This is a genomic window from Micromonospora sp. NBC_01699, assembly GCF_036250065.1.
Lineage (GTDB): Bacteria > Actinomycetota > Actinomycetes > Mycobacteriales > Micromonosporaceae > Micromonospora_G.
The window spans coordinates 5,777,423-5,797,052 of the sequence record NZ_CP109199.1; the positions used below are offsets into that span (position 1 = coordinate 5,777,423).

Below are 19,630 nucleotides of genomic sequence, written 5' to 3' on the forward strand. Positions count from 1 at the left end.
GGGGTGGGTGGGTGGGGGTGGGTGGGGGTGGGTGGACGGCGGCCCCGCCCTTCCGTGGGGAAGGACGGGGCCGTCGTGTGGTTCTACCCGCGGGTTGGGTCACCCGTGGGGCGGCTCACTTACCGCCGGCGAGCTTCTCCCGCAGTGCGGCGAGCGCCTCGTCGGTGGCCAGGGTGCCAGCCGGCTCCTCGGCCTGACGGGCCGGCGCCGGGGTGGACGACGAGGTCGCCCCGCCGCCACCGGTGCTGACCGGGGTCGGGTTGGCAGCGGCCTCGGCGTCGGCGGCGCGGGAGGTCTGCACCTGCTTGGTGTGGGCCTCCCAGCGGGTACGAGCCTCGGCGTACTGCGTCTCCCAGGTTTCGCGCTGCTTGTCGAAACCTTCGAGCCACTCCCCGGTCTCCGGGTCGAAGCCCTCGGGGTAGATGTAGTTGCCCTCGTTGTCGTACGTCGCGGCCATGCCGTAGAGGGTCGGGTCGAAGTGCTCCTCGCCCTCGACGAAGCCCTCGTTGGCCTGCTTGAGCGAGAGCGAGATCCGCCGCCGCTCAAGGTCGATGTCGATGACCTTGACCATGACGTCCGAGCCGACCTGGACGACCTGCTCCGGGATCTCCACGTGGCGCTCGGCCAGCTCGGAGATGTGGACCAGGCCCTCGATGCCGTCGTCCACCCGGACGAACGCACCGAACGGGACCAGCTTGGTGACCTTGCCCGGCACGATCTGCTGGATCGCGTGGGTCCGGGCGAACTGCCGCCACGGGTCCTCCTGGGTCGCCTTCAGCGACAGCGAGACGCGCTCGCGGTCGAGATCGACGTCCAGGACCTCGACCTCCACCTCCTGGCCGACCTCGACCACCTCGGAGGGGTGGTCGATGTGCTTCCAGGACAGCTCGGAGACGTGCACCAGACCGTCGACGCCGCCGAGGTCGACGAACGCACCGAAGTTGACGATCGAGGAGACGACGCCCTTGCGGACCTGCCCCTTCTGCAACTTGTTGAGGAACTCGGTGCGCACCTCGGACTGGGTCTGCTCCAGCCAGGCCCGGCGGGACAGGACCACGTTGTTGCGGTTCTTGTCCAGCTCGATGATCTTGGCTTCGAGTTCCCGGCCCACGTACGGTTGCAGGTCCCGCACCCGACGCATCTCCACCAGCGACGCGGGCAGGAAGCCCCGCAGGCCGATGTCGAGGATGAGGCCACCCTTGACCACCTCGATGACGGAACCGCGAACGACGCCGTCCTCGTCCTTGATCTTCTCGATGGTGCCCCAGGCGCGCTCGTACTGCGCCCGCTTCTTCGAGAGGATCAGCCGGCCCTCTTTGTCCTCCTTCTGGAGAACCAGGGCTTCGATGTGGTCACCAACGGAAACCACATCGGCGGGGTCGACATCGTGCTTGATCGACAACTCGCGCGAGGGGATGACACCCTCGGTCTTGTAGCCGATGTCGAGCAGGACCTCGTCCCGATCGACCTTGACGACGGTGCCTTCGACAATATCGCCGTCGTTGAAGTACTTGATGGTCTCGTCGATCGCGGCGAGGAAAGCTTCCTCGGAGCCGAGATCGTCGTGGGTGACCCGGTTGGCGCTCGAGGGGGCCTCGATGCTGCTCGTCATGTGGGCGGTTGCTCCGGTCGGATGGGTGTCACAGCAGGCGTTTGTGTCGCAGTGACCTGTTTGCGCCAGCGGATCCGTCGCCGTACACACCTAACGATCATGCGTGAGACCGTGGGATATGCCCGTCGACCGCGGACCTGCTCCCTGCCGAGGCACACGATCCGCGAGCGCATCGAACAGCTTACCGTGCGCATTACCACAGCATGCAAGCCCTCCTGCCACCTGATGCGACACGCCGTCCACGACGCGGGAACTCGCCCGTTTCCGGGGTCGTCCGGCGCGTCGGCGAGGCCGCCCGCGACGTGCGCGTACCCGGCCTCTAGCGTGGCCGGGATGAGCGACGACGAGGCCGAGGGTGTGACCCGGCGCACGGTCAGCGACAGCGAGACCCGCCGGGCGAGCCGGCAGTGGTGGGACCGGGACGCCGACGACTACCAGGCCGAGCACGGCGAGTTCCTCGGCGACGTCGACTTCGTCTGGTGCCCCGAGCGGCTGCGCGAGGCCGACGCCCGGCTGCTCGGCGAGCTGCCCGGCCGCCGGGTGCTGGAGCTCGGCTGCGGCGCCGCCTCGGCCGCCCGCTGGCTCGCCACCCAACAGGCCCGGCCGGTCGCCCTGGACCTGTCCGCCGGCATGTTGCGGCACGCCGCGCGCGCGGCCGGAACCTCCGGCGTACGGGTGCCGCTGGTCCAGGCCGACGCCCTCGCGCTGCCGTTCGCCGACAACGCCTTCGACATCGTCTGTACGGCGTTCGGCGCGGTGCCGTTCGTCGCCGACTCGGCGGCGGTGATGCGGGAGGTGTTCCGGGTGCTGCGCCCCGGCGGCCGGTGGGTCTTCTCGGTCACCCACCCGATGCGCTGGATCTTCCTCGACGACCCGGGCGAGGGCGGCCTCAAGGCGGTGCACTCCTACTTCGACCGGCGCCCGTACGTGGAGCAGGACGGCACCGGGGTGCCCAGCTACGTCGAGCAGCACCGGACCCTCGGCGACCGGATCCGGGAGCTGGTCGGCGCCGGGTTCCGGCTGCGTGACCTGGTGGAGCCGGAGTGGCCGGAGGGGCACGAGCAACTGTGGGGGCAGTGGAGCCCGCTGCGCGGCCGACTCTTCCCCGGTACGGCGATCTTCGTCAGCGACAAACCGCCCGTCCCGGCCTGAACCGCCGCCCGCACCGCCCCGGTTTTCGGCCCGGTGGGCAGGGTAGACCGGGTCATGGACAAGGACGAGAAGCTGCACAAGGGCGACCGGGTGAGCTGGCGCAGCCACGGCGGGACCGCGTACGGCACGGTCCAGGAGGAGATCACGAAACGGACGACCGCGGCCAGACGTACGGTCGACGCCAGCAAGGAGGATCCGCAGTACCGGGTCCGATCGGACTCCGGCGGCGAGGCGGTGCACAAGCCGGGAGCGTTGCGCCGTGCCCCGCGGTGAGGACCGGGCCGACGTCTACCGGGACTTCACCGACGCGGTCAACATGAAGCCCGGCGAGCTGGAGACGTGGCTGGACACCGACGACTCCAAGGCGGTCGGTCAGCACTCCCGCGGCGGCGGCGAGTCGGTCGGCCACGAGTCCGGGCGGCGGATCATCGGACTGTTGCGCCGCAAGCGGGCGGAACTGACCGACCGGGACTACGCGCACATGCGCAAGGTCGTCGGTTACGTGCACCGGCACATGGCGCAGCGCCCCCGGGGCGACGTCAGCCGCACCCGGTGGCGCTTCTCCCTGATGAACTGGGGCCACGACCCGCTCAGGTGACCCGCACGCCGACTCAGTGGTCGGCGCTGTTCCAGTCCCGGCCCGCACCAACCGAGACCTCCAGCGGTACGGAGAGCGGGTGCGCGTTGCCCATCTCGCGCCGGACCAGCGCCTCAAGCTGCTCCCGCTCGCCGGGGGCGACCTCGAAGACCAACTCGTCGTGCACCTGTAGCAGCATCCGGGAGCGCAGGCCGGAGCCGCGCAGCGCGGTGTCGACGTGCAGCATGGCAACCTTGATCATGTCGGCGGCCGAGCCCTGGATCGGGGCGTTGAGCGCCATCCGCTCGGCCATCTCCCGCCGCTGCCGGTTGTCGCTGACCAGGTCCGGCAGGTAGCGCCGCCGGCCGAGCATGGTCTCGGTGTAACCGTCGCGCACGGCCCGACGCACCACCTCCTGGAGGTAGTCGCGCACCCCCCCGAACCGGGTGAAGTACTCCTCCATCAGCCCGCGCGCCTCGTCCGCGGCGATGTTGAGCTGCTGGGCCAGGCCGAACGCGCTCAGCCCGTACGCCAGGCCGTAGTTCATTGCCTTGATCTTGCGGCGCTGGTCGGCGGTGACCTCCGCGACCGGCACGTGGAAGACGAACGACGCGGTGGCGGCGTGGAAGTCCTCGCCCGAGTTGAACGCCTCGATCAGCGCCTCGTCGCCGGAGAGGTGCGCCATGATCCGCATCTCGATCTGGCTGTAGTCGGCGGTGAGCAGGGTGTCGTAGCCGGTGCCGACCACGAAGGCGCGCCGGATCCGCCGCCCCTCCTCGGTCCGGATCGGGATGTTCTGGAGGTTGGGGTCGGTCGAGGAGAGCCGACCGGTGGCCGCCACCGTCTGGTTGTAGGTGGTGTGGATCCGGCCGTCGTCGGAGATCGACTTGAGTAGCCCGTCGACGGTCGACTTGAGCCGGGCCACGTCCCGGTGGCGCAGCAGGTGACCCAGCACCGGGTGCGGGTTCTGCGCGTAGAGCCACTGCAACGCGTCCGCGTCGGTGGTGTAGCCGGTCTTGATCTTCTTGGTCTTGGGCAGCCCCAGCTCGGTGAAGAGGATCTCCTGGAGCTGCTTGGGCGAGCCGAGGTTGAACTCCCGCCCGACCACCTCGTACGCCGCCTGAGCCGCCGCCTTCACCTCGCCCGCGAAGTGCGCCTCCAACTCGGAGAGGTAGTCGGTGTCGGCGGCGATGCCGACCTGTTCCATCTCGCCGAGCACCCGCACCAGCGGCAGTTCCACGTCGGCCAGCAACCCGGTGGACAGTGTGCCGTCGCGGGCGAGTTCGGCGTCGACCGCGTCGGCGAGGTCGAGGGTCGCGGCGGCCCGCAGCATCAGGTTCTGCTCGACCTCGCCGTCGTTGCCGAGCCCCTCGAAGGTGAGCTGGCCGGACTCCGGCTGGTCGACCCGCAGCTCCCGGTGCAGATAGCGCAGGGCCAGGTCACCCAGGTCGTACGAGCGCTGGTCCGGCCGGGCCAGGTAGGCCGCGAGCGCGGTGTCGCGGGTGACCCCGCGCAGCTGCCAGCCGTGCGCGGCGAACGCCAGCGACGCCGGCTTGCTGTCGTGCAGGACCTTCGGCCGCGCCTCGTCGGCCAGCCAGCCGGCCACCGCCGCCTCGTCGGCCGGATCCAGCGTGACCGGGTCGAACCAGCCGCCGGCACCGCTCGCCGTGGCCACCGCGATCCCGGTCAGCGAGCCGGTGCCGCGACCGAAGGTGCCGGCCACCGCCATCCCGGTCGGCGTGCCGACGGGGGCGTGCTCGGCCAGCCAGGCCGCCACCGCACCGGTGCCGAGCACCTCGGTGGCCAGCTCGAACCCGGCCTCGGCCTCCGGCTGCACCGCCTCCAGGTACTGGTAGAGCCGGTCGCGCAGGACCCGGAACTGGAGCGTGTCGAAGACCTGGTGGACCGCCTCGCGGTCCCAGCCGGCCCAGCGGGCGTCGGCCGTGCCCAGCGACAGCTCCAGGTCGTCGACGAGCCGGTTGAGCTCGTAGTTGCGGATCACGTCGGCGAGCCGTTCGCGCAGGCTCTCGCCGGCCTTGCCCTTGATCTCGTCGGCCCGGGCGATCACGCCCTCCACCCCGCCGAACTGGTTGATCCACTTGGCCGCGGTCTTCGGGCCCACCCCCGGGATGCCGGGCAGGTTGTCGCTGCTCTCGCCGACCAGGGCGGCCAGGTCGCGGTACTGCTCCGGGCCGACGCCGTAACGCTCGGTGACCGCCGCCGGATCCATCCGGGCCAGGTCGGAGACGCCCTTGCGGGGGTAGAGCACGGTGACCTGGTCGCCGATAAGCTGGAAGGCGTCCCGGTCGCCGGTGCAGATCAGCACGTCCATGCCGCTCTCCCGGCCCTGCCGGGCGAGGGTGGCGATGACGTCGTCGGCCTCGTAGTCCGCCTTCTCGACCACCGGCACCCGCAGCGCGGCGAGCACCTCCTTGACCAGGCTCACCTGGCCGTGGAAGTCGGTCGGCGTCTCGGCCCGGCCCGCCTTGTACTCGGCGTAGCGCTCGGTGCGGAACGACCGGCGGGAGATGTCGAACGCGACGATCAGGTGGGTCGGCCGCTCGTCGCGGAGCACGTTGATCAGCATCGAGGTGAAGCCGTACACCGCGTTCGTCGGCTGTCCAGTGGTGGTGGAGAAGTTCTCCACCGGCAGCGCGAAGAAGGCCCGGTAGGCCAGCGAATGGCCGTCCAACAACAGGAGGCGGGGTGCGTCGGTCACCTCACCGACTCTAGTCGGGCCCACCGACAGGTCGGTCACAGCCCACGCGGCGACCGAACCGGACGAACGGGACGGCGGACACGACCTCGGCCCGACGCTGACGCGTCGGGCCGAGGTCGTGCGGGCGGGTCACGCCACGCCCAGGTACGCCTCCTTGACCGCCGGGTCGTGCAGGAGGTCCCGTCCGGAGCCCTCCTTGACGATCCGGCCGGTCTCCAGCACGTAGCCCCGGTGCGCCCGGGACAACGCCTGCTGCGCGTTCTGCTCCACCAGCAGGACCGTGGTGCCCTGCTGGTTGATCCGCGTGATGATCTCGAAGATCTGCTGGATCAGCTTCGGCGCCAGACCCATCGACGGCTCGTCCAGCAGCAACAGGCGGGGCCGGGTCATCATCGCCCGACCGACCGCCAGCATCTGCTGCTCGCCGCCGGACAGGGTGCCGCCGGGTTGCTTGCGGCGCTCCAGCAGCCGGGGGAAGAGCCCGTACACCATTTCCAGGTCCTCGGCGATGGCCGCCTTGTCCCGTCGGGTGTAGGCGCCCATCTCCAGGTTCTCGTGCACCGTCATGCCGGGGAAGACGCCCCGGCCCTCGGGCGACTGCCCGATCCCGCGGATCACCCGCAGGTCGGCCCGGAGCTTGGTGACGTCGGTGCCGTTGAACCGGATCGAGCCGCCGGCGACCGGGTGCAGGCCGGAGATGGCCCGCATCGTGGTGGTCTTGCCGGCGCCGTTGGCCCCGATCAGGGCCACGATCTCGCCCTCGGCAACGGTCAGGCTGATCCCGTGCAGCGCCTGGATCCGACCGTAGAGCAGGGTCAGGTTATCGATCTCAAGCAGCATCTTCCGACACCCCCAGGTAAGCCGCGATCACCTTCGGGTCGTCGCGGACCTCGGCCGGCGTACCCTCGGCGATCTTCTGGCCGAACTCCAGCACCACGATCCGGTCGGTCACACCCATGACCAGCCGCATGTCGTGCTCGATCAGCAGCACCGTGACACCCCGGTCCCGGATCTTGCGGATCAGCTGGAGCAACGCCTCCTTCTCCGCCGGGTTGAAGCCGGCGGCCGGCTCGTCCAGGCAGAGCAGGCTCGGGTCGGTGGCCAACGCGCGGGCGATCTCCAACCGCCGCTGGTCGCCGTACGAGAGGTTGCGGGCCAGGTTCTCGGTGTGGCTGTTCACCCCGACGAAGTCGAGCAGCTCACGCGCCTTCTCCCGACCCTGCTTCTCCTCGCGCCAGTGCCGGGGCAGTCGCAGCAGCGCGCTGGGCACGCTGGTCTTGTGGTGTGCGTCCGCACCCACCTGCACGTTCTCCAGCACCGTCATCTCCGGGAAGAGACGGATGTTCTGGAACGTACGGGCCACGCCCAGCTTGGTGATCTTGAAGCGCTTCTGCCCGCTCAGCCTACGGCCCTGGAACCGGATCTCGCCCTCGGTCGGGGTGTAGACACCGGTCATCGCGTTGAAGCAGGTGGTCTTCCCGGCACCGTTCGGTCCGATCAGGCCGAGGATCTCCCCCTTGTAGAGGGTGAAGTTCACCTTGTTCAGCGCCACCACACCGCCGAAGCGGAGGGTCACGTTGTCCACCTCAAGCAGTGGCTCGCGGCCGACCGGCGGCACGTCGGAACCCGGCGACTCCCCACGCGGTGCGGGAATCTGAGCGGCCGGACCGGACGCGGCCTGCGCTCCGGCACCGGACTCGGGCGGAGAACCCACCTCGACCCGGGCGTCCGGAGCGAGGTCACGCTCGCTGGTCACGTCCCGCTCACTGCCCATCTGCGGCTCACTCAACGACCGCCACCTCCTTCTGCCGGTCCTTGAGCTCGGCGGCCCGCCGCCGGTTCGGCCACAGGCCCTGCGGCCGGAAAACCATCACGATGATCAGCAACGCCCCGAAGAACACGTAGCGCAGCGAGGTGGGGCTGACGTCGTACGCCCTACCGGCGAAGGTGAGCGTCTCCGGCAGGCCGAACACGTCACCGACCGACCGTAGCCACTCCGGGATGTAGATCACCAGGAAGCCGCCCAGGATCGCGCCCGGAATACTGCCGGCACCGCCGAGCAGCACCGCGGCCAGCACCAGGATCGAGTTCTCCAGCGAGAAGGTGGAGGAGTTGACGAAGTTCGCCTGCCCCGCCCACAGCGAGCCGGAGAGCCCGCCGACCGCCGCGCCGATGGCAAACGCCCAGAGCTTGAACCGGAACGTCGGCACGCCCATGATCTCGGCTGCGTCCTCGTCCTCCCGGATCGCCACCCAGGCCCGCCCCACCCGGCTGTTGGAGAGGTTCCGGATCAGGAAGATCGCGATGATGATGACCGTGAGCAGCAGCCAGTAGTACGGCTTGAACGCCAGGCCGAAGATCGGCGTACCGTCCGACCACTTGCCCGGCGGGTGCGCCACCTGCGGGATACCCCGGTCGCCGTTGAGGATCCAGTCCTGGTTCTTCGCGATGATCCGGATCATCTCGGCGAAGCCGAGGGTCACGATCGCCAGGTAGTCACCGCGCAGCCGCAGGGTCGGCGCACCGAGCAGAACCCCGGAGAGCAGGGCCAGCGCGACCGCGATCGGCACCGTGACCAACCACGGCCACGGGCTCTCCAGCCAGTTGTACTCGGTGATCAGCTTGCTCTCCGGCGAGGTGAGCAGCGCCACCGTGTACGCGCCGACCGCGAAGAAGCCGAAGAAGCCGAGGTCGAGCAGGCCGGCGTAACCGACCACCACGTTCAGGCCGAGCGACAGCAGCACGATCCAGGCGCAGTAGAACAGCACCGCGGCCATGTCGTTGCTGGTGGTGTAGAGCGGGATCCAGAGCCCGGGGATGTTCAGGTACTCGTAGAACGACTTGTTCGGCAGGACGTAGAGGAAGGCCACGAAGAGCAGCAGCCCGGTGATGCGTACGGGCTTGGGCAGCGTGTCGAACACGTGGCCGACCCGGCTGGTGGCCTCGTGCCACCGGGTTCGAAAGTCGGTCATGCCCGCGCCCTTCCCAACGACTCGCCGAGCAGGCCGGTCGGCCGGAACATCAGCAGCGTGATCAGCACGACGAAGGCGATCAGGTCACGCCACTGCGAGCCGAAGACCGCCGAGCCGTAGTTCTCCACCAGCCCCAGCAGGATGCCACCGATCGCTGCGCCACGCAGGTTGCCGATGCCGCCGAGCACGGCGGCGGAGAACGCCTTGAGCCCGAGCAGGAAGCCGATGTTGTACCGGGTGTTGCCGCTCTTCATGTCGCTGAAGACCGCGGCCACACCGGCCATCAGTCCACCGAGCACGAAGACCAGGCCGATCACCCGACTCTTGTTGACACCCATCAGGGCCGCGGTGTTGGCGTCCTGCGCCACCGCCCGGATGCCACGCCCGAACCGGGTCTTGTTCACGAAAAAGTCCAGGCCGACCATCATGATGATGGCCACGCTCAGGGTCAGCAGCTGGACCGGGGTGATCCTGAAGCCGCCGATACTGATGATCGGATCGGTGGGTAGCAGTCGCGGGGACCCGATCTGACGCCGCTGCGTGAACGCACCCAACAGTTCCATCAGGAAGTACGACGCACCGATGGCGGTGATCAGGAAGGCCAGCGGGGGCGCGTTGCGCCGGCGCAGCGGCCGGTAGGCCGTGACCTCGATCAGGAGGGCGGTTCCACCCGAGAACGCCGCGGCCACGACTATCGCTGCCACGATCAGCAGCAGCGCCATCGGTACCGAGGGGGCATCAGTGTCACTGGTTAGCCCGAAGAAACCCCAGGTCCACACGGCGGCGAAGGTGCCGATCATGAAGACCTCGGAGTGCGCGAAGTTGATGAGGCGAAGGACGCCGTACACGAGGGTGTAGCCGAGCGCGATGAGCGCGTAGATCGCGCCCTGGACCAGCCCGGTCGTGGTCAGTTCCGGGAAACCCCGGATGAGTTCTGCAAAGTCCACCAAAGCTCCGAGGGGTTGCGTGATACGGGTGTGGCCGGCAAGAATCGCCGGCCACACCAGCACCATTTGTGTTCGTTACGCACCGATCCGGTTCGCGCCTGGCGCCCCCGATCGGGTCAGCCCTTCGGGATCTCCACATCCGGCGCCCAGGCGCCAGCGGTGGCCTTGAACGCCCACACCTTGACCTGAGCCGGGTCAAGCTCGCCGTTCGCTTCCCACTTGTACGTCACACCGGAAGCCGAACCCGCCTTGTTGTAGCTGCTCAGGAAGGTCTGGATGTCGGCGCGAGTGGTCTTGCCGGCCTTGATCGCCTCAAGGTAGATCTTGGCGAGGTCGTACGACACGTCGGCGTAGACACCCGGGTCGACCGAGTACTTCGCCTTGAAGTCGGTGACGAAGGTGCCCTTGGCCGCGGTCGCCGGACCACACGGGCAGGTGGAGATGGTGCCCTCGACGTCCTTCTGACCGGTCACCGACAGCATGTTCGCGTCGTTGATGCCGTCACCGCCGATGAAGGTGCCGGTCCAACCGTTGGCCCGCAGCTGCTTCAGGAACGGCGCCGCCTCCTCGGTGTAACCCGCGTACATCAGCACGGTCGCGCCGCTGGTCTTCACGCTGGAGATCTGGGCACCGAACTCCTGCGCGTTGTCGACGACCTTGTCGGTCTTGACCACGAGCGGGCCGAGGACCTTCTTCGCCTCGTCGGCGAGGCCGGCACCGTACGCGGACTGGTCGTCGATGACGAAGACCTTCTCCGCCTTCAGGACGCTCTTGATGTAGTTGGCGATCGCCGGACCCTGCGAGAAGTCGTTGCCGACGCCGCGGTGGAAGACCTTCCAGCCCTTGTCGCTCAGGCTCGGACGGGTCGCGGAAGGCGTGATGGTCGCCAGCCCGGCCTGCTCGAAGATCGGCAGACCGACCTCGCTCTCGCCGGAGAACGCCGGGCCGATCAGTCCGACAATCTTCTCGTCGGCGGCGGCGCTGGTGGCCAGACCGCCGGCCAGGTCGGCCTTACCCTGCGAGTCGAACGGGGCCACCGTCACCTGGCAGTCCGCGTTCTCCTTGTTGTATTGCTCGACGGCCAGGTCGGCGCCCTGCTTCATCGGCGTCACGAGCCCGGCGTCCGCACCGGACAGCGCGCCGAAGAAGCCGATCTTGAGGTCGCACGCCTGGCTACCGGAGCCGTTGCTCGAACCCTCGTCCTGCTTGCACGCGGTAGCGCCGCCGACGAGCACCGCCGCCATGGCGACACCGCCGAGGACGCGTACGAAGTTTTGCCTCAAGGCTGAAACCCCTCCTCCATCCACGAGTCCGGTGCCACGGGCTGGTGAGCCACGACAGCGCCGAACGAGACCGTTCACCCGGTCTGGCCGGGGACGTTATCCCACTGGCCCGACCCGCCGGTAGGTCTGATCGCTCGCGTTGACTCAACCGTTACGTAGCGTGGCAACTTTTGCGCTCGGATGTCATACCCGCGAGGTTTGTCGATCCCGATCATGGAGCAGCCGGAAAAGCCGACCACCAGGCACGGGCCTCCCGACCATCATCGGTGGCCATCACTACCTGACCAGCCATCGCGGCCACCGCCGCCGCGGTGTCCCCGCCGGGCGGCAGGTCGACCGGAAGCGCCACCGCCGACCACCGCCGGGCGGCCGAGTCGGAAATCCACAGTCGGTGACCGTCGGCCGCGACCGATACCGCGAGTACACGTCCGGCGTAGGTCGCGACCGCCTCCACCGCCGCGATCGCGCCGGCGCCCGCGAGCCCGAACCGCCCGCCCGCCTGCCAGCCGGCCGCGTCCCCGCCGTCGGTGCCGTCGAGCCGCCACCCGCCGAACGTCCCACCACGCAGCCCGAGCGCCAGCACCGCGTCGCCGACCCGGGCCAGCCGGTGCACGGCCTCGTCCTCGCCGGTGGCCGGCAGGGCGATCCGGGTCCAGGTCAGGCCGTCGGGCGAGGTCCACACCAGTGGATCATGATCCGGCCGGCCCCCGGCCCGGCCGCTGCCACCCACCAACCAGCCGTCGGCGACCGCGAGCGCGTCCGTCGCCGATGTCCGCACCGCCGCGTCGCCGGCCAGGCCGGGCGCGCCCTCGACGATCCGGAAGTCCGCCGCGTCCGGCGACCGCCAGACCGCGGCGCCGCTCTCCCGGCCGCCGGCGATCAGCCAACCCCGGGGCCCACCCGCCACCCGGCTGACGTTGACCGCCCTGGGTCCGCCATAGAGTTCGAACTCGGCCGACACCTCCACCAGCGACCCGTCCGGTAGCTGGCGCCAGGTCCGCACCCGCGGATTGCCGTGCGCGCCGCCGGCCTTGGCACCGATGACGGCGATCCGGCCGTCCCGGCACCCGGCCGCGTAGAGGATCGCCCGCTCGCCGTAGTAACTGGTGGGGGCGAGCCGCACGGCGGTCCAGGTACGCGCGTCGGCGCTGGTCCAGGCCGCCGGCCGGGTCGCCCCGTCGGCCCCACCGATCGCGCCGACGAGGTACCAGCGGTCGGCGCAGGCCACCGCGTCCCGCAGCAGCACCCGCCCGGCCGGGCCCGGCGGCATCGGCAGGACCACCGGATGCCAGTCCGGCCGGGTCAGCGCGTACGCGCCCCCGGGGTCGTTCGCGGTCGGGCGCTCGCACCCGGCCAGCAGCAGGGTCAGCGCGACGAGACCCGCGACCAGCCGCCGATGGATGGACATGGCCCGATCCTAGAACGGTCCGCCGACGACACCCGGTCCCACTTCCGGTCGGGGTGAGCGGGTCAGCCGGCCCGGTCGGGGTGGACGGCTCAGCCGGCCTCGGCCGGCTCGGTGCCCGTACCCTCGGCCAGGATCCGCTCGGCGACCTCGCGCATGGTCATCCGGTGGTCCATCGCGGTGCGCTGGATCCACTTGAACGCCTGCGGCTCGGTCATGCCGTACGTGGTCATCAGCGCGCCCTTGGCCCGCTCCACCGTCTTGCGGATCTCCAGGCGATCGGTCAGTCCGGCCACCTCGGACTCCAGCGCGGCAATCTCCGAGTAACGCGACAGCGCGATCTCGATCGCCGGCACCAGGTCGCTCTTCTGGAACGGCTTGACCAGGTACGCCATCGCGCCGGCCGCCCGCGCCCGCTCGACCAGGTCACGCTGGCTGAACGCGGTCAGGATGACCACCGGGGCGATCCGGCCGGCGGCGATCCGCTCGGCGGCGGCCAGTCCGTCCATGATCGGCATCTTGATGTCGAGGATGACGAGGTCGGGTTTGAGTTCCTCGGCCAGGCGCACCGCGGTCTCCCCGTCGCCCGCCTCCCCCACCACGTCGTAACCCTCTTCGACCAGCATCTCGGCGAGATCCAGCCGGATGAGCGCCTCATCCTCGGCGATCAGCACCCGCCTACGCTCGATACCCGCCTGCGTGTCGGCCACGAACCTCTACCCCCAGCGCTGTTGTCCGACACCCGCCCGGCCGGGTGTCGCCGACATCAGCGTAGTGGGTACCCTAGACCCGGCCTACTCGTCAGGTCCGTGGCAACGTCCCCGTATTCCAACCGGTAGAGAAACGGAGCTCAAACCTCCGACAGTGTGGGTTCGAATCCCACCGGGGGCACGTCAAAGAGCCGTCAACACGCAACGCGGTCGACCGATGACCAAGCGTGTAGGCCCGACTCAAGCTCGGGTAGCGCGGCAGGTGCCAGGAAAAGGTGCGGCTCGTCCATCGAGTCGCACCTTTTCGAGTAAAGCTTGTAGTTCTGTCCGGTATCCGACTGCATCACTCCCACCCGGTGGACGCGACCGAGGCTCCATCGGCACGCCGGGCGGCAGCTCGGGTCAGCGTGACGCGGGTGGGATGCTCTGCTCGTACTGGAAGACGTTGTGCGGGTCGTACTTCGCCTTGATCTCGCGCAGCCGGTCGAAGTTGCGTCCCCAGTAGGCGGTCTCCCATTCCGCCATTCCGATGTTCGGCACATTCACGTAGGCGCCGTCCACGTACGGCCGCAGTGCCTGGCTGAACTCGGCGATCCAGGCCTGGGCGATCGGGGTGACGGCGTCGCCGCTGTCCGGCTCGCCCCTGGTGCCCCAGCCGGCACCGGGCTCGGAATAGAACAGTGCGTCGCGATGCGGGAACGCCGAGCCGCCGCGGGGTTCCCTCGTCTGCGCCCCGGTGCCGAATGCCTGGGTGAAGAAGTTGCTGTCCTCCGACGGGGCGTCCGCCATGAACGCGCGGATCACGTCGATCGCCTCCTCCGGGAACGGCTCGGTGCTGAACTGCGAGAAGAACTTCCAGTTCGCCGGCTCGTCCTCGGTCGGTATCTGGAATCCGGCATAGGTGTCGCCCCAGCCCCCGGTCTGCACGGTGACCTCGGGGTTGCCGATGGAGAGGATCGGTTCCAGCAGTTCCCTCGCCGTTGCCTCCGAACCGTCGGCGAGCACCCCGAACAGCAGGATCTGGGATTTGTGGATCTCAAGCTGGGTTCCGAGGCGGTTGTCGGCGAACGGTGCGCTGCGCTGCCAGGTGTCGAAGACACCGTGCAGATCGTCCAGCCCCTGCCAGGTCGCTTGCAGGTACGCGACCTGCCGCAGCGGGGTTACCCGGTAGGTGAGTGAGGTGACGATCCCGAAGTTGCCGTTTCCGGCCCCGCGAAGCGCCCAGAGCAGGTCCCGGTGATTCTTCAGGTCCACCTCGATCGCCTTCGCGCCGTCGGCACCCGACGCGACGACAATCTCCGCCCCTATCAGGCTGTCGCAGGCCATGCCGAGGTAGCGGGTGAGGAAACCGAAACCGCCGCCGAGGGTCGCACCGGAAAGACCGACGGTTCCCTCCGTTCCGGTCGTCACCGCAAAGTCCTGCTCCCCGAGCGCGGTCACCGCCTCCAATTGACTGAGCCCGGCACCGACCGTCGCGGTACGGGTGGCGGCGTCGATCCGGGTCGACTTCAGCTCGCTGACGTCGATCACTATGCCGTTGTCCACGTTCGACCAGCCTTCGAGGCTGTGGCGGCCACTGCGCACCCGCAGCGCGACGTTGTTCTGCCGCGCCCAGGTGAGGGCGTTGACCACGTCCTGGGTTTCCTGGGCGAAGACGATGACCAGCGGATAGCGAACGAAAAGCTCGTCCCAGCCGAGACTCGCATTCGCGTAGCCGGGATCGCGGGGACGGACGATGCGGCCGGTCAGCGTGGCCGGCGGGCTCCCCGTACCGGGGGACCAACCCGGGCCGTCGTCCGCGACAGCCGGGGTGCCTCCGGCGACAATGCCCGGGAAGACGACCGCACCGGCGCCGACGGCCGCGGTCGCCCGGAGCAGGTCGCGACGAGAAAGGTCATGCATGATCCGTATCCTCTCGATCGGGTGACGCCACCATTCGACTAAGAGGAGAACTTCCGACCTCCCTCTGGGGCGCGAACCCACGCTAATACGGGAGACTTCTTCGGAGATCCGAGATCCTGTCTCGGAACCCGGTCGGGTGACGTCGACCTGACTTTCGTGCGGCAGACCGGACGTTGCCACCGGGGAGCCTGCTAGGTTGCGCGCGATACGCAGGGCGGCCAGGGCGAACAGGTCGGCACCGAGATCGCCGCGAACCGGCCACGACCACCGGCGCGCCGGGCCGTGCTACCGGATCGGTCGAGCGAAATCGGGGATGCTGGCAAGATCCGTGACGATGGCGTGGGCCACGTCCACCAGCCGCTGGTTGTTGGACCGGGCGTAACCGCGGATGAGGGTGAACGCCTCGTCCACGCTGACACCACTGTTCTGCGCGATCGCGCCCTTTGCCTGCTCGATGACGATCCGGCTGTTGAGGGCACTCTGGAGTTGGACGGTGAGTTCCTCACCCCGGCTGATCGAACGTTCCTGGAGAATGGCGATGGACGCCAGATCCGCCAGCGCCTGCACGATCGGGATGTCGTCGTCGCCGAGAAGCCTGCCGTCGTCGACGCCGAACACGTTGAGTGCTCCGATCACCTGGGCGCGCAGGCGGAGCGGGAAGGCGTACACGTAGCGGAATCCGGCGGCGACGGCGTGCGGTGCGAAATGTGGCCATCGCCCGACGGCGGCGCTCAGGTCCGTGTCGACGACCGTGCCTCCGGTCCGGAACGCGTCGAGGCAGGGTCCCTCGTCGTTCTGTAGCTGGAACAGCTCCAGGAGTCGGGCCTCCTCCCGGGAGCCGGCCATGAACTGGAGCTGTCCGTGCTGGTTGGCCAGGACCAGACCCACGACGCTGGCAGCGGCGAGTTCGGCGGCCCGCAGCGTCAGCATGTGGAGGAATTCGATGAGGTCGAACTCGTCCACCAGGGTGTCCGAGACCTCGACGAACACCTTCGCGAGTCGTTGCGGTGAGACTGCGGTCATGACAACTCCATGCCTGTCCATAGTGAGGTGCCGTCGTTCATGGTCCGGTTCCGTCGAATCGCAGCTTGCGGTCGACGATGTCGCGTGCGACCTGGTGCAGTGGGCGCGCCTCGGCATAGGCGTGGGCGCGTAGGTGGATCAGCGCCTCGCCGATGCTGACTCCGAGCTGCACCATGATCATGCCCTGTGCCTGCGCCACCTCCGCCCGGTAACCGGGTGTCTCGTCGAATCCGAGCGCCAGAGCCTCTCGCCCGGAGTTTTCCTGACCGTCGAGCACCGTCATCATGACAATCTCGGCAAAGGTAAGCGCCTGGTCCAGTATGTCCGGGTTGATCGGACCGGTCTGCTCGCGGAAGAGGACCATGACACCGAGACGAGCCGCACCGACCTGGAGCGGGAATGCAAATACGGCATGGATGCGGCCCTCGGCCATCGCGGCGGCGAAGATGGGCCACCGACCCCTGGCACCCGTGCCGGCGAGATCCGTGACCAGGACCGGGCGACGGGTGTCGAAGGCATCGACACCGGGCCCCTCCCCGAGCGTGAATTGCAGTTCCGCGAGCAGGTATGCGGGTTCGTCGGACGCGACGGCGTAGCTCTGTACCCCGTCCTCGGTCAGCACGCTGATCCCCACACCGGACACGGACAGCGCGTACACGGCGGCACGACAGATCCGGGTGAGCGTCTGGGTGATGCCGGAGGTTCCGTCGTCCGGCCAGGGTTGCTCGGCGATCAACCCCAACGCCCGGACCCAGCGGTCTGCGGATCCGGTCACCGCCATGCCGCCCCCACACCGCCCACGGCTCCGCCGGCCGAACGAGGGTGCTCCCGGGAAGACATCGGCATTTGCGCACCTTCCGGGGATATTCAGAGGTGCCGCCGGCCGGTAACGACATCAGCGGGATCATTCCAGCAGGGACAATACCTCCCGGAGCCTGGCGTGGCCCGTTCCAGTCGCGATTCGTCGGTGCCTCTTGACAGCAAACTGGGCGCCGGGATACCGTGGTCGCGTCCATTATTGGACGTTGCCCCAGACCTCGGCAATGGAGTTTTACGTCCGAAGGTGGGGACTCGTGACCTTTCCCAAATCGCGATAGCGATCACCACACCGTTACGCCCGTACCGGTTCGCACCGAGCGCGGACCGACCGGAACCTCTCATCACCCGCGTAAAACGTAGTGGCCGCCGCCCCGGGTGTGTCCGCGCGATCGCGGCGTCGACCCGTCACTTGTTCATCAGTAGGGCATTCCGCCGAAGCGCGCGCGTGAGACGGGACGGCACCGGCAACCAGACCGCACCCGTTCGGCCGCCGCCGGGTCGCGTCCACCCCGCTCCGCACCATCGAGCGCCTTCACCGGCAACGGGCGGTGCCGGCAGAGGGACAAAAAATGAACGACGATTCAGTCTTCGGGAACGGTCTCGACCCGGTACCGCTGTCCGGACACCGACCATCAGCGCCGCACGACAACCCCGAATCATCCGGTGCGACCAATATCGCCGCTCATCCCCGATCGGACTACGACTGGGACCGCCGGGTGATCTCGATGGTCGCGACGAGTTGGCGTCCATTCGAGGTGACGTTCATGCTCGCGGCCACGGCGTGCGGAATCGCCATGCTCACCTTTGCCGCACGCATGGCACCGATCACCGACGTGATGCCCGTGCTGACCCAGACGATCTGGAAGGCCAGCCTCGTCCCGGTCGGCATTCTCGGCCTGGTCGGCATCACCTGGCGAGGACAACTGTCCACGGGCATGGCAATGCGACTCGGCTCACTGATCCTGCTCGGGACCGCCACCGGCATGTACACGATCGCCATACTCACCGAACTCGGCATCGCCGCGATGCCCTCGGCGGCGTTCGTCTCCGCCGTACCGGTGGCCGCCTGGTGGAGGTCCGGACAGATCACGATGGACCTGGTGGGACTGGCGAGAGCCGCCGAACGGCAACCGCCGTCATCATCTCGGTAACCCGGCGCCTCGCCGCCCGACAGTAGACGCCGGGAACGTCGACGTGGCCGTCCCCCACTCGGCGCTCGATCGGGGTAGGGGACGCCCATCTCACCGCTGGCGGACATCCGCGAGCAGACAAAAACCGTGACCCCCAACGCGTACGGGAGCAGCCGGTGCTGGCCTCCGGGCGCCCGGCGGGCCGCGTACCGAGCGCGCAGGTCGGCGAGTGCCCGGCGGTGGTACGTCATCGCCCCAGCGTAGGCGGCGGACGGTCGGCTTTCCCCGGTGCGATCGTCGGCGCCTTCGCCCTGTTCGACGCGCTCGCGGCCGGGTCCTGGGCGGTCTATTCCGCCCTGGTCGGCTACCTCGGCGGGGTGGCGTTCGAACACGACCCGGTGAAGGGTCTGCTGCTCGGGCTCGGCATCGCCCTGACCATCACGATCGTCGTCGAGCTGGTCCGCTACCTGCGCCGCCCGCCGGCGCGACTCCCTGCGGCCGTGCCGTCCACCGGGAGCGCCGACCCGGCCAGCGCGACGACCGGGGTCAGGCCAGGGTGACCAACCGTTCGTGGTCGTCCAGCGCCAGGTCACCGCCGGACACCGCCCTGATCTCCAGGGTGTCCAGGTCGAGCCGTCCGTCGATCACCGTGCAGAACGCGATGTCGGCGGCGTCCCGGCCGGTGGTGATGCGTACCAGGCTCTGTCGCGGGGCCAGCCGGGTGGCGTCCCAGACCTGCCAGCGGCCGTCGATGTCGGTCTCCACCACGGCGTGGAAGTCCATCGGGGACAGGCCGGGGGCGTAGACGGCGGCGATCCGCGCCGGTACGTCGACCGCCCGGCACAGCGCGGCGACCAGGTGCGCGAAGTCGCGGCAGACGCCCTGACCGCCGAGCAGCGTGTCGAGCGCGTCGGTGGTCGGACCGCTGGCCCCGGAGACGTACGCGATGTGCCGCCAGACGTAGTCGTTGATCGCCCGTACCCGCTGGCCGGCGCTGGGCAGGTCGCCGAAGTGGCTCTGGGCGAAGCCGGCGAGCCGGTCGGAGGGGCAGTAGCGGCTCGGCCGCAACGCCTCCACCCGCTCCGCGTCGCCGACCCGCCCGGTGCTGCCGGCCCCCGTGGTGAGGGTCGCCCGGTACTCGACGGTCAGTTTGCCCGGCCCGACCCGGAACAGGTGCGAACGACCGCCGACCGGTCCGGCGAGTTCGGTGGCGTGCACCGGGCCGGTGTCGCCGACGATGTCGAGGCGCTCGTCGAGGTCACCGGCGGACGGGCGGGCGGGTGCGATCTGGAGCACCACCCCGGCCGGTGCGGTGACGTCGAGCGTCAGGGTGCATCCGACCTGGCTCTGCGCGTGGTCCACCGTTGGTACGTCCCGTC

Annotated in this window: 18 protein-coding genes and 1 tRNA gene; 6 read left to right on the top strand and 13 right to left on the bottom strand. The window is 69.1% G+C overall.

Annotation, left to right across the window (positions count from 1 at the left end; all coding sequences use genetic code 11):
* Positions 1–115: 115 nt before the first annotated feature.
* Positions 116–1,612, bottom strand: coding sequence for a 30S ribosomal protein S1 (gene rpsA, locus OG792_RS23330; protein WP_329102247.1), 1,497 nt, complete (start codon positions 1,610–1,612; stop codon positions 116–118).
* A 333-nt stretch (positions 1,613–1,945) separates the two neighbouring features.
* Here rpsA and OG792_RS23335 point away from each other — a divergent pair, with 333 nt between their 5' ends.
* From OG792_RS23335 to OG792_RS23345, 3 genes are read left to right on the top strand one after another with little or no spacing between them, the layout of a single operon-like run.
* Entirely contained in the window at positions 1,946–2,764 is an 819-nt protein-coding gene (locus OG792_RS23335; protein ID WP_329102249.1) for a class I SAM-dependent methyltransferase, read from the top strand.
* 54 nt (positions 2,765–2,818) lie between these two features.
* Positions 2,819–3,037 (top strand): DUF2945 domain-containing protein, encoded by a 219-nt coding sequence (locus tag OG792_RS23340; protein WP_329102251.1) that lies wholly within the window; start codon positions 2,819–2,821, stop codon positions 3,035–3,037.
* Positions 3,024–3,362 (top strand): DUF3140 domain-containing protein, encoded by a 339-nt coding sequence (locus OG792_RS23345; protein WP_442932295.1) that lies wholly within the window; start codon positions 3,024–3,026, stop codon positions 3,360–3,362. The genes OG792_RS23340 and OG792_RS23345 overlap by 14 nt, the downstream gene beginning before the upstream one ends.
* Before the next feature lie 13 nt (positions 3,363–3,375).
* Here the strand turns inward: OG792_RS23345 and polA are convergent, their stop codons facing one another.
* The 8 genes from polA to OG792_RS23385 all read right to left on the bottom strand — a co-directional run bounded on the left by polA (position 3,376) and on the right by OG792_RS23385 (position 13,377).
* A complete protein-coding gene (gene polA / locus OG792_RS23350) occupies positions 3,376–6,060 on the bottom strand; it encodes a DNA polymerase I (protein ID WP_329102253.1) in 2,685 nt (894 codons plus the stop codon).
* 129 nt (positions 6,061–6,189) lie between these two features.
* Positions 6,190–6,900, bottom strand: coding sequence for an ABC transporter ATP-binding protein (locus OG792_RS23355; protein WP_329102255.1), 711 nt, complete (start codon positions 6,898–6,900; stop codon positions 6,190–6,192).
* A complete protein-coding gene (locus tag OG792_RS23360; protein WP_329102257.1) occupies positions 6,890–7,849 on the bottom strand; it encodes an ABC transporter ATP-binding protein in 960 nt (319 codons plus the stop codon). The genes OG792_RS23355 and OG792_RS23360 overlap by 11 nt, the downstream gene beginning before the upstream one ends.
* Positions 7,842–9,032 carry a branched-chain amino acid ABC transporter permease gene (locus tag OG792_RS23365; RefSeq protein WP_329102260.1) on the bottom strand — a complete coding sequence of 397 codons (1,191 nt, stop codon included), beginning with the start codon at positions 9,030–9,032 and terminating at the stop codon, positions 7,842–7,844. The genes OG792_RS23360 and OG792_RS23365 overlap by 8 nt, the downstream gene beginning before the upstream one ends.
* Positions 9,029–9,979, bottom strand: a complete 951-nt coding sequence (locus OG792_RS23370) for a branched-chain amino acid ABC transporter permease (RefSeq protein ID WP_329102262.1) — start codon at positions 9,977–9,979, stop codon at positions 9,029–9,031. The genes OG792_RS23365 and OG792_RS23370 overlap by 4 nt, the downstream gene beginning before the upstream one ends.
* Positions 9,980–10,095: 116 nt before the next feature.
* On the bottom strand, positions 10,096–11,262 hold the full coding sequence (locus OG792_RS23375; protein WP_329102264.1) for a branched-chain amino acid ABC transporter substrate-binding protein: 1,167 nt from the start codon (positions 11,260–11,262) through the stop codon (positions 10,096–10,098).
* Between the two features lie 211 nt (positions 11,263–11,473).
* Positions 11,474–12,670: a hypothetical protein gene (locus OG792_RS23380; RefSeq protein ID WP_329102266.1), complete on the bottom strand. Its 1,197-nt coding sequence runs from the start codon at positions 12,668–12,670 to the stop codon at positions 11,474–11,476.
* Between the two features lie 89 nt (positions 12,671–12,759).
* Positions 12,760–13,377 carry an ANTAR domain-containing response regulator gene (locus tag OG792_RS23385; RefSeq protein ID WP_329102268.1) on the bottom strand — a complete coding sequence of 206 codons (618 nt, stop codon included), beginning with the start codon at positions 13,375–13,377 and terminating at the stop codon, positions 12,760–12,762.
* Positions 13,378–13,484: 107 nt separating this feature from the next.
* On the opposite strand from OG792_RS23385, the gene OG792_RS23390 reads away from it, so the two are divergent.
* Positions 13,485–13,558, top strand: a tRNA-Leu gene (locus OG792_RS23390).
* A gap of 221 nt (positions 13,559–13,779) precedes the next feature.
* Here OG792_RS23390 and OG792_RS23395 read toward each other — a convergent pair.
* The 3 genes from OG792_RS23395 to OG792_RS23405 all read right to left on the bottom strand — a co-directional run bounded on the left by OG792_RS23395 (position 13,780) and on the right by OG792_RS23405 (position 17,083).
* The gene (locus OG792_RS23395) at positions 13,780–15,279 is read right to left on the bottom strand and encodes an FAD-binding oxidoreductase (protein ID WP_329102269.1); all 1,500 of its coding nucleotides are present in this window, start codon (positions 15,277–15,279) and stop codon (positions 13,780–13,782) included.
* Between the two features lie 285 nt (positions 15,280–15,564).
* The gene (locus tag OG792_RS23400; RefSeq protein WP_329102271.1) at positions 15,565–16,302 is read right to left on the bottom strand and encodes a GAF and ANTAR domain-containing protein; all 738 of its coding nucleotides are present in this window, start codon (positions 16,300–16,302) and stop codon (positions 15,565–15,567) included.
* Positions 16,303–16,339: 37 nt separating this feature from the next.
* Positions 16,340–17,083, bottom strand: a complete 744-nt coding sequence (locus OG792_RS23405; RefSeq protein ID WP_329102273.1) for a GAF and ANTAR domain-containing protein — start codon at positions 17,081–17,083, stop codon at positions 16,340–16,342.
* A 607-nt stretch (positions 17,084–17,690) separates the two neighbouring features.
* On the opposite strand from OG792_RS23405, the gene OG792_RS23410 reads away from it, so the two are divergent.
* The gene (locus OG792_RS23410) at positions 17,691–18,272 is read left to right on the top strand and encodes a hypothetical protein (protein ID WP_329102276.1); all 582 of its coding nucleotides are present in this window, start codon (positions 17,691–17,693) and stop codon (positions 18,270–18,272) included.
* Between the two features lie 155 nt (positions 18,273–18,427).
* The gene (locus OG792_RS23415) at positions 18,428–18,811 is read left to right on the top strand and encodes a hypothetical protein (protein WP_329102278.1); all 384 of its coding nucleotides are present in this window, start codon (positions 18,428–18,430) and stop codon (positions 18,809–18,811) included.
* Here the strand turns inward: OG792_RS23415 and OG792_RS23420 are convergent.
* Entirely contained in the window at positions 18,798–19,613 is an 816-nt protein-coding gene (locus OG792_RS23420; RefSeq protein ID WP_329102280.1) for a transglutaminase-like domain-containing protein, read from the bottom strand. The genes OG792_RS23415 and OG792_RS23420 overlap by 14 nt on opposite strands.
* Positions 19,614–19,630: the final 17 nt, after the last annotated feature.

Excerpts from the sequence above, each read along its gene's own strand:
- rpsA (WP_329102247.1), bottom strand. The coding sequence starts at position 1,612 with ATGACGAGCAGCATCGAGGCCCCCTCGAGCGCCAACCGGGTCACCCAC.
- OG792_RS23335 (WP_329102249.1), top strand. The coding sequence starts at position 1,946 with ATGAGCGACGACGAGGCCGAGGGTGTGACCCGGCGCACGGTCAGCGAC.
- OG792_RS23340 (WP_329102251.1), top strand. The coding sequence starts at position 2,819 with ATGGACAAGGACGAGAAGCTGCACAAGGGCGACCGGGTGAGCTGGCGC.
- OG792_RS23355 (WP_329102255.1), bottom strand. The coding sequence starts at position 6,900 with ATGCTGCTTGAGATCGATAACCTGACCCTGCTCTACGGTCGGATCCAG.
- OG792_RS23365 (WP_329102260.1), bottom strand. The coding sequence starts at position 9,032 with ATGACCGACTTTCGAACCCGGTGGCACGAGGCCACCAGCCGGGTCGGC.
- OG792_RS23380 (WP_329102266.1), bottom strand. The coding sequence starts at position 12,670 with ATGTCCATCCATCGGCGGCTGGTCGCGGGTCTCGTCGCGCTGACCCTG.
- OG792_RS23395 (WP_329102269.1), bottom strand. The coding sequence starts at position 15,279 with ATGCATGACCTTTCTCGTCGCGACCTGCTCCGGGCGACCGCGGCCGTC.
- OG792_RS23400 (WP_329102271.1), bottom strand. The coding sequence starts at position 16,302 with ATGACCGCAGTCTCACCGCAACGACTCGCGAAGGTGTTCGTCGAGGTC.
- OG792_RS23405 (WP_329102273.1), bottom strand. The coding sequence starts at position 17,083 with ATGGCGGTGACCGGATCCGCAGACCGCTGGGTCCGGGCGTTGGGGTTG.
- OG792_RS23410 (WP_329102276.1), top strand. The coding sequence starts at position 17,691 with ATGAACGACGATTCAGTCTTCGGGAACGGTCTCGACCCGGTACCGCTG.